Origin of the sequence: Botrimarina colliarenosi, from assembly GCF_007859955.1 — a bacterium.
Lineage (GTDB): Bacteria > Planctomycetota > Planctomycetia > Pirellulales > Lacipirellulaceae > Botrimarina > Botrimarina colliarenosi.
The window spans coordinates 426,082-442,559 of the sequence record NZ_SJPR01000001.1 but is presented as its reverse complement, the minus strand read 5'-3'; the positions used below and the strand labels follow the sequence as shown (position 1 = coordinate 442,559).

The window sequence follows — 16,478 nt, the reverse complement described above, 5'->3', positions numbered from 1 at the left end:
CACCAACATCCCCCCATCTCCTTTCCTAAACGCCGCCTCAAGTACACCGACCACTAACGTGGCCGGCTCGCCAGCCATTTCTTACGCCGCCTTCTCTTCCTCCACCTTCTCCGGCACGTGTTTGAGGATCTCGACGAGGATCGTGTCCGGGTCGATGTTCTCCGCTTCGGCCTCGAAGTTGAGGATTACGCGGTGGCGCATGGCCGGCAGGTAGACCCTGCGGATGTCGTCGAAGCTGACGTTGTAGCGGCCGCCGAGGAGGGCCCGCACCTTCGCCGCCAGGGCGATCGTCTGCGCTCCGCGGGGGCTGCTGCCCCAGCGCAGCGACTGGTTGGTGGCGGGGGCGGCGTATTCGCCTTCGGGGTGCGTCGCCAGCACCAGCCGGGCGATGTAGTCCTGCACGTGCGGCGCCAGGATCACCTCGCGCACCAGTTGCTGGTGCTCGCGGATCTCGTCGCCGTGCATCACCTTGGCGGGCGTGAACACCGCGCCGGTCGTCGTGCGGTGGAGGATCTCGTTGAGGTCCTTGCGGTTCGAGTAGCCGACCACCAGCTTGAAGAAGAACCGGTCGAGCTGCGCCTCGGGGAGCGGGTAGGTTCCCTCCTGCTCGATCGGGTTCTGCGTCGCCATGACGAAGAACGGCCGCTTGAGGTCGTAGGTCGTGCCACCGGCCGAGACGCGTTTCTCCTGCATCGCCTCGAGCAGGGCCGACTGGGTCTTGGGCGTGGCGCGGTTGATCTCGTCGGCGAGGCAGATCTGCGTGAAGATCGGCCCGCGTTGGAACTCGAAGCCACGCCGCCCGTTGGCGTCTTCGACAATCATGTTCGTGCCGAGGATGTCGGCCGGCATCAGGTCGGGCGTGAACTGGATGCGGTTGAAGTCGAGGTCGAGCACCTCGCTGAGCGTCTTCACGAGCAGCGTCTTGCCGAGCCCCGGCACGCCTTCGAGCAGCGTGTGCCCGCCGGCAAACAGACAGGTCAGCACGCCATGCAAGATGTCGCCGTGGCCGACGATGACCTTGCCAAGCTCGGCATAAACGGCCTTGTAACGCTCGGCAAACTTGGCGGCGCGTTCTTCGATATTGTCAGCGAGGGACATTGCGATTTCGTCGGGTATTAGTTGGCGTTGTTTTTCAGGTCTCCCCTCCCCCTTGTGGGGAGGGGCAGGGGGAGGGGGTGAATCGGGTACCCGGCGTCTCCCCCCTCCCCTACCCCCTCCCCACAAGGGGGAGGGGGAATCAGTTGTCACTTGTCCTTTGTGTCACGGTCTTTCATCGCGTCGCGCTTCGCTTTGAGCAGTCGCGAAGTGTAACCCTCTTCGGTCGGTTTCGCGTCGGAAGCGAGCGATTGCTTCGGCGGCGTGGTCGGCTTCTTGGGCGTGGCGCCGGTCGGGGTGCGGAGTTCGTCGAGCGGCGAGGCGTCGGCGCTCGGCGGCGTTTCGTCGGAGGCTTCGAAACGCGTCGAGCCGGCGGCGGTGGACGTTTCGCGAACCTCCGCCTTGCGGCTGCGGAGGCGGGCCATCGTCTCGGCCTGCGGCTCGCGCTCTTCGCCGCCGAACAGGCGCCGCTTGGTCGCGGACAGCAGCGGGCCGACCCAGGCGAGGTTCACCTGCACGCGGCGGATGAAGACGTCCGCGACAAAGACGCAGCTCGCCAGCAGCACCATCAGCGGCCAGATCGGTTGGCTCGCGACGGCGGGCGGCAGGTCGCGGCGGTAGGGGTCGTAGGCGTCCGACAGGGCGATCTCGTTGGCCGCGTCGAGGCCGGTGAGTTCGAACCCGGTTGCGGTGGCGATGTCCTCTCCCTCGGCGCCCCCCTTCGCTTCGAGCCCGGCGATCGAGTCGAGCAGCGCGACGTTGGTTGTGCGGTCACGGAACTCGTCGCTGTAGCCGACGTTGACGCCGGTGCGGAGCACGCCCTGACCGGCGCCGGGGCTGACGACGATCATGTAACTGCCCGGGTCGTCCGCTTCGACTTCGGCGACATAACGGCCCGGCGCCACCTGGCGGAAGTCGAGCGGCGACGAGCCGAGGTCGGGCCGAACCGCCGCGCCGCCAATCGCCGGCAGGTCGAGGAACTCGTCGTTCTTGTCGAGGGCGTCGACGACGACCCGCGCTTTGCCATCGACGACGTCGGTCGAGATCGTGAAGTTGCCGGTGTCGCCGGTGGGCCGCATCGACCAGCGGACCATCTGCGAGAAGAAGCGGTCGTAGTCCTCCCACTCGGTCCAGGCGTCGGACCAACGGGCGCCGGCGTCGGTGGTGAAGGCGACCGACTTGCCCAGGCCATAGGTCCACGCCGCCAGGATCGTCGAGCTCTCGGCGTCGGTCGGCACGGGCGAGCGGAGGATCACTTCCACCAGCGAGCTGTCTTTGAGCGTCGTCATGACGAAGCCCGAGGTCGGCGGGAAGTTCTCGCTGACGCCGCGGACGATCTCGTGCTCAAGCGTCTTGACGGGCGACTCGGCGGGCGCGAGCTCACGCACCAGCGGCCGCGAGACCCGCCGCGCCTCGCGCTGGTAGATCTTCGGGAGGGCGGCCGCGTTGCGGACGACGTAGTACTTGCCGCCGGTCTGCTTGGCGATCTGCTCCATGGTGGAGTGCCCCGCGGGGCCGTGGGCGCCGACCGCCACGGTGGTGACGCGGACCTTCTGCTTCTTGAGTGAAGCGATGGTCGCCCCGGTCGGCGGCGACGGGTCGCCGTCCGAGATGATGATCATGTGCTTGATCGCCGGCGCCGGGTTGGCGGTGCTGAGCTTCGCGAACGCCGCGGCGGCGACCTTCATGCCGGGGTCGAACTCAGGCATGTCGCCGACACTCAGCCGATCGACGCGGGCCTTCATGTTCTGTCGCGACGGGCCGACCGGGATCATCCCCCCCTGCGACTGCCCCCACAGCCACTGGTCGCCGGCGGGCTGCCAAGTGAGCAGGCCGGCGTAGTCGCGGGGGCCGAGCGTGTCGACCGCCTCGATCGCGATCCGCTTCTGCCAGTAGTTCCCCTGGGCGATCTCACTGGCGTGCATGATCATCGCCAGCGCGCCGACCGGCGTCACCTTGGCGGCTTTGATCTCGAAGTCGACCGGCATCGCCTTCTCGAGCGGCGAATCGTCCCAGCCGCCGGCGCCGAAGCTGCGATCGCCGCCGAGCATCACCAAGCCACAGCCCAGCTCCTCGGTGTTGCGGACCAGCATCTCGACCTGCTCGTCGCTGAACCCTGAGAGGGCGTCCGTGACGACCGTCACGCCCCCTTCGCCCGGCAGGTCGTCGCCGAAGCCGCTGGTGCGGGGCGTGTTGGCGAGCACCACCGAGTCGTACCGCTGCAACTCGGCCAGGTTGGCGAACAACTGGTTCGACTGGCGGAGCGTCACCTCGAGGCCCTCGCGCTGCAGGCCATCAACGACGCGGTCGAACTCGCCCGGGTGCTCCCAGTCTTCGATGAAGAGGACCTGCCCCTTGCCGCGGACGTGGGTGAAGGCCGTGGCGACGTTGTTCTGCGCCGACGCGTCCCCCGCGGCGTTGTCGGGGACAAACCGCGCCTCGTAGGTATAGAAGTCGGCCCGGTCGATCGTCTCGCGGACGCTAAAGACGTTCTTGCCGGGCTTCAGCGTGACGGGCCCCTCGGAGATGACCTGCTCGACGTCGCCCGTCTTGCGGACGATGCGGAGCTGTCCCTTGGCGCTCGAGCCGGCGTCGGCCTGATGGTCGATGACAATCCGCGCCTCGAACGGTTGGTCGAGCCGCACGTCCGACGGCAACGCGATCTTGTCGACCGCCGTCTCGCTGCGAGCGATCAGCGGTGTCGGCAGCACGTCGACGCTCACGCCCGCGTCGGCCATCGCCCGCGCCTGCCGGAGGGCGTCGCCGGCGTTCTCGTTGCCGTCGGTCACCAGGACGACGCGCTTGGCCGAGTCGTACGGGAAGAGCGACATGGCCCGCTCCATCGCCCCCGCCAAGTTCGTGGCCCGACGGTCGACGAGCGACTCGATCCGCGACATCTCGTAGTTGAAGTCGATCGGCGGGATCTCGACCTCCGAGTCGGCGCCGAAGACGACCACGCCGGCCCGGTCCTGTTTGTCGTCGCGGCGGTGCTCGCGCACCAAGCCGTTGACGAGCGACCGCATCGCCTCCCGCTGCGCCTCGGGGATGCTCAGCGACTGGTCGAGCAGGTAGAGGACCGTCACCCGGTCGGTCGTCTTGCGGAACTGGGCGTCGGCCAGCGCGAAGACGACCAGCGTGAACACGATCGACCGAAACGCCAACGCCCCGAAGCGCCGCCACGTGCCCAGACCGGACAGGCCGCGGTAGCTAAGCGCCCACAACACCGGCAACAGCGCCAGCAGGGCGAGCCACCAAGGGCTGTCGAAGGCAAGCGAGCGGGAGAACAAGGTGGGAAGTGGGAAGTGGGAAGTGGGAAGTGGGAAGTGGGAAGTGGGAAGTAACCGCTGGCGAGCCGGCGACGTTAGTCGTCGGTGGTGTACCGCAAGTCGTCGGACAACCTACACAATCACCCTCTGCACACGATGATTCTGTGTATCGAGCACATGCAACCGCCCCAAGCTATCGAGCACCAGCGCCCAAGGCGACCAGAGCTGCCCCGGCCCCGAGCCTTGCTCGCCCCAGACGCCGAGCGATTCGCCCGCCTGGGTGAACTTCTGCACGCGGTGGTTGCCGTACTCGACGACGTAGAGGTCCCCGGCCGGGTCCATCACCATGTCGTACGGGTAGTAGAGCTCGCCGGGGCCCGAGCCTTCGACGCCCCAGCTGAAAAGGAGTTCGCCGTCAGGGCTAAACGCCTTGAGGCGGTGGTTGCAGGCGTCGCAGACCCAGACGCGGTCCTGCGGGTCGACGAGCAGGTTCTGCGGCCGCTTGAACTGCAGCTCGTCGGTGCCGTGCGATCCCCACTGGGTGAGAAACTCCCCCTGGGGTGAAAACTTCTGCACCCGGTCGTTGTCGCCATACTCGCTGACGTAGAGACAGCCGGCCGAATCCCGTACGGCGTCGGTGACAAAGCCGAATTCGCCCGGCGCCTTGCCGTTGACGCCCCCCACGGTACGGTCTTCTTTGAGCACGCCATCGGGCGTGTAGGCCAGGACGCGGTAGTAGTGCGTGTCGGCGACCAGCAGTTCGTTGGCGACGGGGTCGAACGTCAGGCCGGTCGGCCGGCCGCTCTTGCTGTCGGGGGTTTGCCAGCTTTGGAGGAACTCGCCGTCGGTGTCGTAGACGAGGATGCGGGCGGTGAAATCGACCAGGTAGAGCCGGTCGTCGGGCCCGATCGCCATGGCGCGGGGTTTGTGCATCCGCTCGCCGGCGATGCCATGGACGCCCCAGACCTTGTCGAGCCGGGCGAGGGAGGCGCCCTCGCTGACCGGGGGTGCGTCTCTCAAGCAGCCCGCCGCGAAAGCGGCTCCGACGCCGACGAGCCAAGCACGGCGGCCGATGGGGCCGCTGACGGGTCCACGTAGGTGGCGGCCGTGGACGGCGTCAGACGCGGGGTCAGTCATGCCGTCGGGCCTGGAGGGGCGATCGCCCAGGCCCAATCGGGCCTGACGTCAGTCGATTGTCACTGTAAGAGGGGAGTCGGGCAAGCGAGCGAGTTGTCTAGGCAACCTCCGCCGGACCGCGCCGCCTAGTTGACCGCTTGTTTTCGCAACAAATAGAATCCAGGTCTCGACTTACGCCACCGGCCGGAGCGATAGCCGGCTCTGTTCACGCCTCCGCCATGCCGCCCCTTGTCATCAACGTCTCCCGAGCGGACGACGCCCGCGATGTGGTGCACCGGGCCGTCCAGGCCCTCGCCGAGGGGGAACTCGTCGCCCTGCCGACCGAGACGGTTTACGGCATCGCGGCCAGCGCGACCCATCCCGACGCGGTCGCCCGCCTCGCCGCGGCCAAGGGACGCGACGCCGCCTCGCCCTTCGCCCTGGCGATCAAGAGCGCCGAGGACGCCGAGGACTACGCCCCCGGGTGGAACCCCACCGCCCGCCGGCTCGCCCGCCGCTGCTGGCCCGGGCCGGTGACGCTGGTCGTCGACGCCAATCGCGACGAGGGCCTCATCAGCCGGCTCCCGGCGGCGGTTCTCCCCTATATCTGCCCGAACGGGACGGTCGGTCTCCGTTCTCCCGCGAACCAGCTGGTGCAAGACATCCTGCGGATGCTGGCCGGGCCGATCGCCCTGACCAGCGCCAACCAGACCGGCGAACCCGACGCCACAACCGCCCAGCAGTGCGTCGACGCCCTCGGCGACAAGCTCTCGCTGGTGCTCGACGACGGTCCGGCGCGGTACGGCCAGCCCTCGTCGGTCGTCAGGATCACCCCAACGGGTTTCGACGTGCTCCGCGAAGGCGTGGTCGGTCGCCCCACCCTCGAACGGCTCTCTCGCATGCTCGTCGTCTTCGTTTGCACGGGAAACACCTGCCGCAGCCCGCTGGCCGAGGTGGTCATGCGGCGGCGTCTGGCGGAGGGGTTGGGCGTGGCCGAGGACGAGCTCGAGTCGAGCGGCGTCATGATCGCGTCGGCCGGAATCGCTGCGGCGGTGGGCAGCCCTGCCAGCCCCGAAACGGCGGAAGTCCTTCGCCAGCAAGGGATGTCGGCCGACGGCCACGCGGCCCAGCAACTGACCGAGCACCTGGTTCGGCAAGCCGATCTGCTGATCGCGATGACCCCCTCGCACGTAGAATCGATCCTCAGCCTCTGGCCTGAGGCGGCGGGGCGTGTCAAGCTAGTAGACGCGTCAGGCGGCGCGATCAGCGACCCGATCGGCGGGCCTCTGGAAGTTTACCAGCGATGCGCCGAGCAGATCGAACGGGGCGTCGAACACCACGCCGCGGCGATCCTCGCCGAGTTACGAGCGGGCTGACCCGGTCCCCACCGGGTCCTCCCCCCAACGCCGCCCCACGCCCCCTTTTCTGACTTCCTACCCGGACAAATTACGATGCGTATCGCCGTCGCCAGCGACCACCGTGGCGTGGACCTCAAGAGGGGCGTTATCTCCAAGCTTCAAGGGCTGGGTCACGACGTCACCGACGACGGCGCCGACGGTACCGATAGCGTCGATTACCCCGACTTCGCGGCGATTGTCGCCAAGAAGCTGAGCGATGGCCTGATCGACCGGGGCGTATTGATCTGCGGGACGGGCATCGGCATGGCGATCGCCGCCAACAAGTACCCCGGCGTCCGCGCCGCGCCGTGCAGCGACGAGGTCACCGCCGAGATCAGCCGCCGCCACAACGACCTCAACATCCTCTGCATGTCGGCCGACCTGCTCAGCGCCCGGGTCGCCGAGCGGATGGTCGAGGTCTGGATCGGCACCGAGTTCGAGGGGGGCCGCCACGCCCGCCGGCTCGACAAGGTGAAGTCCATCGAGGCGACCTGCTGCCGACCGCAAACGGCCGAATGACGGGGGGATCGGTGACGGGCGGCCAAGCGACCGACCAACGCAGTCTCCTTGACGACGCCGTCCGGATCTGGCGGGCCGGTGTCGCGGCGGTCGCCCCCGAGCGGCTTCTAGCCGAGGCGATCCACCTCGAAGCGATCCACCAAGGCCGTTGGCGACTCTCGATCGAAACGACCCGTGGCGACGCCGTTGATGTCGACCTGGCGCCAAGTTCGCGGCTGATCGTTGTCGGCGGCGGCAAGGCGGGCGCCGGGATGGCCCGTGGCTTCGAGGCCGCGCTCGCTCCGCTGGTTGAGGCGGGCCAGGTCGCCGGGCTCCTCAGCGTGCCGGCCGACTGCGTCGGACCGACCGGGGCGATCAAACTCGTCGGGGGACGACCGCCGGGCGTCAACGAGCCGCGTCCGGAGGGCGCCGCCGCGACGGCCCAGATGCTGCGGCTCGTCGGCGACGCGTCGCCCGACGACGTGGTGATCTGCCTGCTATCGGGGGGCGGTTCGGCCCTGCTCCCGGCGCCGGCCGCGAGGCTGTCGCTCGATGACAAGGTCGCGGTCGCCCGGCTCCTGGCGGCGGCGGGGGCGTCGATCGACGAGCTCAACGTCGTCCGCCAACACCTCAGCCGCGTCAAAGGGGGCGGCCTCGCCCGCGCCTGCCGCGCTGGCCGGCTCGTGACGCTGGTGATGTCCGACGTGCTCGGCGACCCGCTCGACCTGATCGCCAGCGGCCCGACGGTCGAGCCGGCGTCGACGCCCGCCGACGCGCTCGCGGTGCTGCGGCGTCTCGAATTACTCGATCACCCCGATCTATCGCGCGTCGTCGCCGCGCTCCACGACAGCGGCAGAACGAAGCCCACGCCGCTGACCACGGAGGCGACAACGCTCGTCCTTGCCAACAACGCCACCGCGGTCGACGCCGCCGGCGTCGAGGCGGAACGGCTCGGCTACAGCCACGCCATGGACTGTGCGATCAAGTCGGAGGGCCCCGCCGAAGGGGTCGGCCGCCATCTGGCGCAGATGGCCGAGCGCATGCGCGACGCCACGTCGTCGACCGAGCCCGACTGCCTGATCACCGGCGGCGAGCCGACGGTGACGCTCGCCCCGGCCGACATCCGAGGCAAAGGGGGCCGCAACCAGCAGTTGGCGCTCGCGGCCCTCGCCGAGCTTGGCGACTGCCACGGCGTCGCGCTCGTGTCGGGCGGCACCGACGGCGAAGACGGCCCGACCGACGCCGCCGGGGCGATGCTCGACGAAGCGATCGCCGCCCGCCTCGCCGGCGCCGACCTCGCCGACCCCCTCCGCCGCAACGACGCCTACCCGCTCTTCGCATCAGTCGACGCGTTGCTGATGACGGGGCCGACCCACACGAACGTCTGCGACCTGCGCGTCGTCACGGTGCGGCGTTAACTTCGAAGCGGCGCGCGGCGGCCAAGTCAAATTGGCGTTGCTTTCTTAGACTCCGACCCCGCAGGGGCGGTGAGGTCGTTCCAAGAATTCGGGTTCGCGCACCTGGCCAAAAGCGGCGTGCAACGCCCGAACATCGATCAGGCCGATAACGTCCTGCCGTTACGCAGCAAGTTGGCGGCCTGATCGCTGGCTGTCGGTTCGAATCTCTCACCGCCGATCGTCCGCTTCGAGCCGTTACTCGGGCGTCGATAGTTGGGTCGCCTCGACCGGTTCATAAACATCGACCGGCAGGATCACGCCGTCCGCGTCGTGTCGCAGCGGTGAGAGGCACGTCTCGCGGTGGTAGCCGTCGCCGTCCGGAATTCGGAAGCGGTGGTAGGCGATCACCCACTGGTCGCCGCCCGGGAGCTTGGCGATCGAGTGGTGCCCCGCCCCACGGACGACGCCGCGTTGTTTGAGGATCGGGTTGCTCGCCGCCTTCTTGAAGGGGCCGAGCGGCGAGTCCGACACGCCGTACGCCACCGAGTAGCGCGGGTCGCGGGTGTCGTTCTCGGACCAGCTCAGGTAGTACGTGTCCGCCCGGCGGTGGACGAACGGGCCTTCGTTGTAACCGGGCGGCGTGATGTCGCGCACCGCGGCGGGGTCGAACGAGATCATGTCGTCGTTCAGGCGGACCGCCTTGCAGCGGCCCTGGCCCCAGTAGAGATAGGGGGCGCCGTCGTCATCGACGAACACCATCGGGTCGATGCACTGCATCCCGTGATAGTCCCGCGCCGCGACGAGCGGTTTGCCGAGCGGGTCGGTGAAGGGGCCCGCCGGCGTGTCGGCGACGGCGACGCCGATGTTCTTGTCCGCGCTGTAATAGAAGTAGTACTTGCCATTGCGGGTCGCGATGGCCGGCGCCCAGGCGTGTAGGTCGGCCCAGGTGAGATCGCGCGGCAGGTCGAGAATCACCCCCTCGTCGCGCCAGTCGCGGAGGTCCGCCGACGACCAAGCGTGAAACGAGGTGGAACGCCAACCTTCGGTCCCATCGGTTGTTGGATAGAGATAGACGCGATCGCCGAAGACGGCGACGTGCGGGTCGGCATGGACGTCGGGGAGCGCCGCCGCGGGGGCGGGGCGCCCGGCGTCGGGAGCGATCCGCTCGAGCTCCTCGCGCGACACTTGCAGCAGGCTGCCGTGACGTTGGCCGGAGACTACGGAGCACTCCGCAGAGATATCATTCCACTCATTCCAGTCGTCGGTCTCGAGCGCGAGGTAGCGTCCGTCGACATAGAAGTCGGCGTAGAGGATCGTTTTGTCGCCGAGCGAGGCGACGGCGGGCCCTTCGACACGCTTGTTCTCGACAAGCGGCTCGTCGAGCAGGCGGTAGGGCCCCGTGATCTGGTCCGCAACCGCGGCGCAAACGCGGCCCCAGACCTGCTTCGGTTGGTCGTCGGTCTCTTTGAAGACGACGTAGCACTTGCCGCCCGACTTGATGACCGTGGCGTCGATATTGTTGAAGCCCGGGTCGAACAGCATCTGGCGGGGCGAGAACGTCTGGAAATCCCTGGTCGTGACGTAGTAGGCCCGGTGGTAGCCCCCCCGCGGATCGGGCGTCGGCGACGCCGAGGGGACGTCGGACGACCAGACGATCAAGAACTGCCCGAGGGCCTCGTCGTAGTAGACCTCTGGCGCCCAGCAGGTCCGCGCGTCGGCGACGTCTTCCATCACGGGCAAGTAGCGCTGCTCCGACCAAGTGACGAGGTCGGGCGAACTGGCGTAGCCGATGCCTTTGTCGCCCCAGCCCGACGTCCAGACCATGTGGAACCGGCCGTCGGGCCCGCGGGTGATGTGCGGGTCGCGCATCAACCCCGAGCCGACCGTCGGCGTGACGAGCCGTCCCGGGACCTCGACCCACGTGCGGGCGTCGTCGCTGTAGGCGAGGTGGAGCCCGTCACCGTTGCCGCGGAACGACGTGAAGAGCCACGCGTCAGCGGGCGCCGGCTCCGTGGCCGAGGCGACGTGGCAAGTGGCGGCGAGGGTGAGAAGCAGGAGGTGGCGAATCATAGCGGAAAGGGATCACGTACCTATGGGGAGCATCGCGGCAGGGGCGTACGTAGCGCCGCAACAACTATTCGACCGGCTGGGGTGTAGGTGGCGTCCAATCGCCTTCGACAATCTGCCAACCTGGCAAGTAACAGCGGACGACGTAGTTCCAGCCGTCGGTGAGGGGCAGGTAGTTCGCTTTGTCGGCGTCTCCCCCGAAGTGAATCGTCACGCCGCCATCATCGTCTCTCTTAGCCGTAATGCTGTTAAAAGAGTATGCGTCGAGGTCGTTCGGCGTAAAGAAGCCGTCTTTGTTATAAACGGTGACCGACCAAAAAGCGTCGACGGGAACGTCCTTGGGCATGGTGAGCGTGTAGGCCGTCTTGCCGTCGTTCTTCGTCGGCTCCTGATTGAAGTACATCGCACCGCGTTGCGGATTGCCGCCCCATCCGTAGGCGGCGCCGAGCAGGTGTTGCAGCGGATCAACCTCGCCTCGGGGGCCAAAGGCGTTCGGTAGGCCATCGATTTTAGAAACCATCGCGTTGATCGATTGACGAGTCTCCACCAGCGACGCCATGTCCCAGTCGGGTAGTTCCAAACTTCCGGGCGATGCTTGTTTGACCTGAATGGCGTCTTGCAACGCGTGCGCCTTCTCCATGTCGGTCGGACTCTTCGGGTCGCAGAAAGTCCGAAACAAAACGACGGCGTAACGCGTGCCGACGTTATCGATGCTCAGCGTGACCTCCCCCGCACCGGTCTTGAGGACAGGGTTGTACTCGTCCTGGTCGATTACGAGCAACGATTGGAAGCGGTCGGGAGACTTCGGCTTGACGACCGTTACGGGGCCCGCAGCCAAGTCGTAGATGCCAAACGAGTAAAGGGTGTCACGGTTGCCGCGGATCGTCGTTTGATTCTCGACCGAGTACACCTCACGGAAGTTCATCAGCTTGCCGACGCCACCCGCTTTGGCGGCATAGCCTTTGAACTGCATGTCGCTTTCCGCCCGGACATAGTTCAGAACATTGACCATCTCGACGCCAAGCACGGTGCTGGCAGTCGAGAAGAGAAGGAGGACGGAGGCGATTCTTACGGGGAACATCTAACCCTCCGGAGTAGAGAAATAAATTTTGATCGCAGTCGACCTATCATCCTCGCAGGGGTACTGAAACCCCGGCAATCAGCGACTGTCGTCGAGACAGCAGTCGCGGGGATGGGTCGGCGACGTGAGGAGTAATGGGCGGAGTATACCCCTTCGGCTCCGTGGCCGTTCAGAAAAATCTGATCCCCCGAAGTGCCTTCGAAACACTCTCAGTCACAACGAAACAAAAAAGCCCTCCCCCGCTGCGCGGGGGAGGGCTCGTGTTAAACAGATTGAGTAGCGAAGGACTTCTCAGTCCCACCACCAGGCGTCGCTGGCGGCGGCCGCTTCAACGGTCGCCCGCTGCTCGGCGAGCTTGCCGTCTTCGTCGGCCTTGACGTTCGCCGCGTCTAGCGCTTCGGTCGGGCGGATCATCACGCCGCCGCCGATCGGGGTCATCAGCGTGCTCCCCTTCCAGAGGGCGTTGACGGCCGAGGCGACCTTCTGCGGGGCGTTCTGCGTGCGGACCGGGTACTTCGACTCGTCGGCGAGCACGCCCATCGACCAGCCCGACTTGGCGAACAGGTCGTGCTGCTTCATGAACGCGGCCGCGACGGCCAGGTCGATGCAGTTGCGGAGCTGGGCGTAGACGGGGCTCGCCGCGGCGAGCTTCGCGTAGTTCTCAGTGAACTCGGTGACGAACTTGTTGCTCGCCCGGTTGTTGCGGCCGAGCTTGCGACGCATCCCGTCGCGCGAGACGACTTCGTCTTCGCCGACGAGGCGGACGCCTTCGCCGACCATCTCCATCGCGAGGCCGTCTTCGGTCGTCTTGATCCGCTCGTAGTCGGGCACGAAGTACCAACGCTGCAGGGCGTTCTTGCTGACGGTCGCCGGGTTGACGCGGCTGACGTAGCTGGCGATCGGGGCGGCGGCCTGCTCGAGGCCGATGCCGATGAGCTTCATCCGGTAGTCCGCCTCGACCAGCACCTGGGCGAAGTGGGTGTCGGCGGGGACGCCGCCGACGGTGATGACCTGCTCGCCGAGCCGCTCTTGGAGCTGCGAGGCGATCAGGTTCGGGTTGGGCCGGCCGACGCGGGCGAGGAACTGCTGCATCCGCTGCAGGCCCTCTTCGGTCGGGTCGATCGAGCAGTAGATGAGCGGCGCGTCGTCGGCCGCCGAGTCGGGCCCGAAGGCCCGCATCGCGGTGACGAGGTCTTGCAGCTCGAGGGTCGGCTTGCCGCTCTGGATGCCGAGCGTGCGGCCCGAGGGGGCCTCGGCCCACGGCTCGGCGGGGCCGGCGAGGACGATTTCGTTGGTTTCGGGGTAGCAGAAGACGTAGTCGATGCGGGTCAGGCCGGCGAGCTTCTGCATCGCGTCGGTCGGCTGCTGGCCGGCGTCGAGACGCCCGGCGAGGGCCTTTTCGAGGCGCGTCAGCGAGACCTTGCGGAGCTTGCTCGGCTTGGCGAGGTCGCCTTCGAGGCGGTTCATCGCTTCGGCGATGCGTTGCTGGGCGAGACGTCCACCGGGATCGGCCGCATCGATCCGGTGCAGAACGCCGTTGGCGTCGATGATGACGCCGGAACCTTGGCCGCCGCCACCGCCACCTTGACCGCCGCCGCCGCCGAGGCCGCCACCACCGCCACCGCCGCCGAGGCCACCGCCACCGCCGCCTCCAAGACCGCCGCCACCGCCGCCGCCGAGGCCGCCGCCACCGCCGCCACCGAGGCCGCCGCCACCTTGGCCACCACCGCCGCCGCCGAATTGGGCGAGCGATGGCGAGGCGCACGCCAGCAAGGCGACGAGCACGGCGGTAAGAAATCCGCGGCCCAGAGAGCCAACGGGACGGGCCAAAGTCATGCGCATGGTGCGTCCTCGAACGCGATCGCTGCGGGCCGGCCGGTCGCCCGGCCGCGGCAGCTGGAGGGGTAGGGGGTCGGGACCGGCGGCGTAGCGCCTGCGATAGGCGTTGGCCGCGGCCTCTTGGGTCGAGCCTTCAGGGTAATCGGGCAAAGTAGGCAAGGCAAGAAACAGCAGGGGGTTGTGGCGATTCGGCGGCCCTCCCCGGGGGGTTGGCCCCGACAACCCGCGGGGCCCCCCCAACCCGATCCCCCGGGTAGCGAAAAGTCAACGTAAACGTTGCCGTTTCCCAACCTGGCGGCCTGTCGTGGGCTACGTTTTCGCGGTCCTCCGTCCGGAATCGTGGCTGCGCGCCGCGTACGGCCGGGGGTCGAAGGAAAAACCGCTCTCGCCACCGGATGCCCGTGTCCCCCCTCTCCCGCCGATCGCCGAAAGCGTGGCGGGTCGCCCTTGTGGCGGCCCTGCTCACCAGCGGCTGCGCGGGGTTGCCGCGGATCGACCCCTCCGGACGGCGGTTCTTGATCTGGCCCGAGCCTCAGGCGACGGCCCCCACGCTGCCCTCGCAGGGGGGCAATCTGGACGTCCCGCCGGTCTACGCCGGCGCCGTGCCGCCCGCCGCCCCGCCCCCCTACGGGGCTCCGGCCTACGGGGCGCCCGCCGGGCCGGTCGCCGTGACGGCCCAGTCGCCGGCCGACGAGAATCTCACCATCACGCCCAGCCGGATCCTCGCCCCCGTCGGCAGCGAAGTGATCCTCAAGGCGGGCGTTTGCTGTAAGGACGGCTACCTCCGCACCAACCGCCGCATCGAGTGGATGCTGGGGCAGGAGGGCTCGGGCCAGTTCGTCACCGTCGGCGAACGGGGCGAGATGGACTTCATGCGGCTGCCGTGGGAACGGCCCAACAAGGTCGATAACGCCTACGCGGTCGGATACACAACGCCGTTCAACGTCTGCCTCCGCCGCGGCACCGAGGACCCCACGGACGACGTGCAGGTCCGCACCGGCGAGGCTTGGATCACCGTCACCAGCGCCAGCGAAGGCGTCAGCTATGTGACGGCGACCGCGCCCGGGTCGACCGACTGGGACGCCCGCCGCAGCACCGCGACGGTCTATTGGGTCGACGCCCAGTGGAAGCTGCCGCCACCGCTGCCGCTGCAGCCGGGCCAGACGGGGACGCTCACGACGACGATCACGCGCCAGAGTGACGGCGCCCCGGTGCAGGGTTGGCTGGTCCGCTACGAGGTGCTCCGCGGCGACCAGGCGCGGCTCGGCTACGAATCGGGCCAGGCGTCCGAGGCGACGACCGACGCCAACGGCCGGGCAAGCGTCCAGGTGTCGCCGACCGACGATCAGCCGGGCTCGGCCCAGGTTAAGGTGACGGTCATCCGCCCCGCGACCAGCGGCCCGATGCCGGCGCCGCGGCTCGAAGTCGGCGGCGGCGAGACGGTGGTCAACTGGACCCCGACCGCGTCCGTGCCGACGACCCCGCCAATCGGCGGTGGCGTGACGCCGCCGACTGGCGGCGGAGCGACGCCCCCGGCGCCGTTCGAGCCCCCCCCGACCGGCAACGACGGCGGCACGCTCGGAACGCCCCCCGCCAAGATCGGCCCGCGCGTCGAGCTGGTGCTACGCCGCGCGTCGACCGGCCCGATCCGTGTCGGTGAGCCGATCCCGGTCTCGGTCGAACTGCTCAACACGGGCGACACGCCGGCGGAGAATCTGCGGATCGCGATCGACTTCGACCGCGGGCTCTCCAGCCCCCAGGACCTGCAAGGGCGCTACCTGCTGGAGCGGTCCGACCTGCCCGACCTGGGGCCGGGCGATTCGAGCGTGGTGGACGTCAACTTCACCGCGGTCGAGGCGGGCCAGCAGTGCTACCGCGTCAATGTCTCTGCCGACGGAATGGCGTCGTCGGTTGATCGCCAGTGCTTCACGATCGACCGCCCCGCGCCGCCGGCGCGGCCGCAGCTGCGGATCGAGTCGGCGCTCGATGCCCGAAAAGAGGTGGGGCAGTCGCTCAGCTATATCGTGACGGTCTACAACGACGGCTCGACGCCGGCCAGCAACCTCGCCGTCGAGGTGCTCGCCGACGCGCAACTGGTCGCCACGCAAGCGACCGGCGGCTCTCGCGCCATTGACCGCGGGCTGCGCTGGGAAGGGGAGTCGATCCCCGCCGGCGGCAGCGTCCGCTTCGACATCGAGTTCGACTGTGTCGCACCGAGCAATCAGGCAAAGGTCACGGCTTACGCATTAATCACCGACAGCGACTACGAACAGAAAACCGACGCGGTCGAGATCCTCCCGGGGCGTCCAAACGTCCCGACGCCAGCGCCGACGCAACGGCGCGATCTTGAGGGCGTGATCAGCTCGACCGCCAACCCGGCGAAGGTCGGCCAGCCGGCGACGCTCAACGTGGCGATCACCAACACGTCGGGCCAACCGATGCAGAATGTGGAGTACCGCTTGCGGTTCGAGAGCCAGATCCAGCCGACGATCCCAGCCGGGGCGACCCAGTTCCAGTCGGAGGTCCGGTTCCCGGCGATCCCGTCGCTGGCCGCCGGCGAGACCTTCCGCTTCGCACTCCCGTACATGCCGGTCGAACAAGGCGTCTCGACGGTGTCGCTCGACCTACGGAACGGCGCGACGGGCGAACCCGTCACGGCGACCACCGCGATCTCGATCAGCCCGCGCTAAACAGCGCGGCGTCATTCACCAAAAAAGAACGT

Annotated in this window: 10 protein-coding genes; 4 read left to right on the top strand and 6 right to left on the bottom strand. The window is 68.2% G+C overall.

Annotation, left to right across the window (positions count from 1 at the left end):
* Positions 1-81 precede the first annotated feature (81 nt).
* The 3 genes from Pla108_RS01775 to Pla108_RS01765 all read right to left on the bottom strand — a co-directional run bounded on the left by Pla108_RS01775 (position 82) and on the right by Pla108_RS01765 (position 5,381).
* Positions 82-1,098, bottom strand: coding sequence for an AAA family ATPase (locus tag Pla108_RS01775; protein ID WP_146442105.1), 1,017 nt, complete (start codon positions 1,096-1,098; stop codon positions 82-84).
* A gap of 146 nt (positions 1,099-1,244) precedes the next feature.
* Positions 1,245-4,382 carry a VWA domain-containing protein gene (locus tag Pla108_RS01770; protein ID WP_146442102.1) on the bottom strand — a complete coding sequence of 1,046 codons (3,138 nt, stop codon included), beginning with the start codon at positions 4,380-4,382 and terminating at the stop codon, positions 1,245-1,247.
* Between the two features lie 111 nt (positions 4,383-4,493).
* Positions 4,494-5,381, bottom strand: a complete 888-nt coding sequence (locus Pla108_RS01765) for a hypothetical protein (protein ID WP_197526145.1) — start codon at positions 5,379-5,381, stop codon at positions 4,494-4,496.
* A gap of 335 nt (positions 5,382-5,716) precedes the next feature.
* On the opposite strand from Pla108_RS01765, the gene Pla108_RS01760 reads away from it, so the two are divergent.
* From Pla108_RS01760 to Pla108_RS01750, 3 genes are all read left to right on the top strand, one after another.
* Positions 5,717-6,853, top strand: a complete 1,137-nt coding sequence (locus tag Pla108_RS01760) for an L-threonylcarbamoyladenylate synthase (protein WP_146442096.1) — start codon at positions 5,717-5,719, stop codon at positions 6,851-6,853.
* 75 nt (positions 6,854-6,928) lie between these two features.
* Positions 6,929-7,393: a ribose 5-phosphate isomerase B gene (gene rpiB, locus Pla108_RS01755; protein ID WP_197526144.1), complete on the top strand. Its 465-nt coding sequence runs from the start codon at positions 6,929-6,931 to the stop codon at positions 7,391-7,393.
* On the top strand, positions 7,390-8,790 hold the full coding sequence (locus tag Pla108_RS01750) for a glycerate kinase type-2 family protein (protein WP_146442091.1): 1,401 nt from the start codon (positions 7,390-7,392) through the stop codon (positions 8,788-8,790). The genes rpiB and Pla108_RS01750 overlap by 4 nt, the downstream gene beginning before the upstream one ends.
* A gap of 234 nt (positions 8,791-9,024) precedes the next feature.
* Here the strand turns inward: Pla108_RS01750 and Pla108_RS01745 are convergent, their stop codons facing one another.
* The 3 genes from Pla108_RS01745 to Pla108_RS01735 all read right to left on the bottom strand — a co-directional run bounded on the left by Pla108_RS01745 (position 9,025) and on the right by Pla108_RS01735 (position 13,759).
* Positions 9,025-10,839, bottom strand: a complete 1,815-nt coding sequence (locus Pla108_RS01745) for a family 43 glycosylhydrolase (protein WP_146442088.1) — start codon at positions 10,837-10,839, stop codon at positions 9,025-9,027.
* Between the two features lie 64 nt (positions 10,840-10,903).
* Entirely contained in the window at positions 10,904-11,917 is a 1,014-nt protein-coding gene (locus Pla108_RS01740; protein WP_197526143.1) for a DUF1214 domain-containing protein, read from the bottom strand.
* Positions 11,918-12,208: 291 nt separating this feature from the next.
* Positions 12,209-13,759, bottom strand: coding sequence for a DUF1598 domain-containing protein (locus Pla108_RS01735; protein WP_197526142.1), 1,551 nt, complete (start codon positions 13,757-13,759; stop codon positions 12,209-12,211).
* Between the two features lie 398 nt (positions 13,760-14,157).
* On the opposite strand from Pla108_RS01735, the gene Pla108_RS01730 reads away from it, so the two are divergent.
* Positions 14,158-16,446, top strand: a complete 2,289-nt coding sequence (locus Pla108_RS01730; protein ID WP_197526141.1) for a DUF11 domain-containing protein — start codon at positions 14,158-14,160, stop codon at positions 16,444-16,446.
* Positions 16,447-16,478: the final 32 nt, after the last annotated feature.

Coding starts and splice junctions, on each gene's coding strand:
- Pla108_RS01750 (WP_146442091.1), top strand. CDS start 7,390: ATGACGGGGGGATCGGTGACGGGCGGCCAAGCGACCGACCAACGCAGT.
- Pla108_RS01760 (WP_146442096.1), top strand. CDS start 5,717: ATGCCGCCCCTTGTCATCAACGTCTCCCGAGCGGACGACGCCCGCGAT.
- Pla108_RS01740 (WP_197526143.1), bottom strand. CDS start 11,917: ATGTTCCCCGTAAGAATCGCCTCCGTCCTCCTTCTCTTCTCGACTGCC.
- rpiB (WP_197526144.1), top strand. CDS start 6,929: ATGCGTATCGCCGTCGCCAGCGACCACCGTGGCGTGGACCTCAAGAGG.
- Pla108_RS01735 (WP_197526142.1), bottom strand. CDS start 13,759: ATGCGCATGACTTTGGCCCGTCCCGTTGGCTCTCTGGGCCGCGGATTT.
- Pla108_RS01745 (WP_146442088.1), bottom strand. CDS start 10,839: ATGATTCGCCACCTCCTGCTTCTCACCCTCGCCGCCACTTGCCACGTC.
- Pla108_RS01775 (WP_146442105.1), bottom strand. CDS start 1,098: ATGTCCCTCGCTGACAATATCGAAGAACGCGCCGCCAAGTTTGCCGAG.